This window comes from Ruegeria sp. AP7 (assembly GCF_056539905.1).
Genome location: NZ_JBQFVT010000045.1, coordinates 1 through 747, shown reverse-complemented (window position 1 = coordinate 747; position 747 = coordinate 1). Strand labels below are relative to the sequence as shown.

Annotated in this window: 1 protein-coding gene; it reads right to left on the bottom strand. The window is 48.9% G+C overall.

Translation table 11 applies throughout. The features are described 5' to 3' along the window. Nucleotides 1–45: 45 nt before the first annotated feature. Nucleotides 46–570, bottom strand: coding sequence for a hypothetical protein (locus ACR0KN_RS22460; RefSeq protein WP_170542865.1), 525 nt, complete (start codon nucleotides 568–570; stop codon nucleotides 46–48). Nucleotides 571–747 lie beyond the last annotated feature (177 nt).

Below are 747 nucleotides of genomic sequence, written 5' to 3'. Positions count from 1 at the left end.
GCTTTGAGCCCAAATGGGACGTTCGTTCGAATTGTTTTATCTGGGCTAATTTCGAGACAACAGAGGCAAAATGCTTATGGAAAAGACTGCTCCTGCTGCTGATCCAACGATAACTCCTACCGCACCAACAACCAAAAACGCCGGTAATGTGAGCATCCAAAGTGCTGCCATCATGCCGACGACTTCACCCAAACCTCGCTCCGAAAGGAAGGCGCTCAAAATCAGATAGCCTAGCGCCGCACTTAGCCCTAGGACGGCACCAACGGAAACGGACATTAGTGCAGTCAAGGAGGGTGGCTCATCAGGCGTCGAGCTCTTGAGCACCTTAGAAACAATAAGCGCCAGAAGCGCATAGGGAATTTCCGTCAGAAACATGATTGGGATTAGCAAAAAAAAGCCGTTAACTAGCCCGTCGGTCTGCACGCCGCGAGACTGCAATACTGCAATAGCAACCAAACCGAGTAGCGGTGGTAAAGCAATTCCGCCTAACAAGATGAAGTTCACCAATAACCAACTTCGGTAGCTGGGATAACCTTTGAACTCAGGTGGGTGTCTGGCAATATTTTTCATTCTCTGGCGCGTATCTATCTAAGGCCGGTGCAATTCGGCGTTTTCAATTAACGCTAATGATACGAAAATGAGGCGGTATTCGCTTTGATTTGCAGCAATTTCCTTTAAAGATCTGAACGGAAGCTTTGTCCGCAGAGCAGACGTTCGTTGCAGCTTGCTCCAATGTCCGCTTTGCGG

What these genes read in the sequence shown, in the direction of transcription:
- ACR0KN_RS22460 (WP_170542865.1), bottom strand. Translation starts at nt 570, where the DNA reads ATGAAAAATATTGCCAGACACCCACCTGAGTTCAAAGGTTATCCCAGC.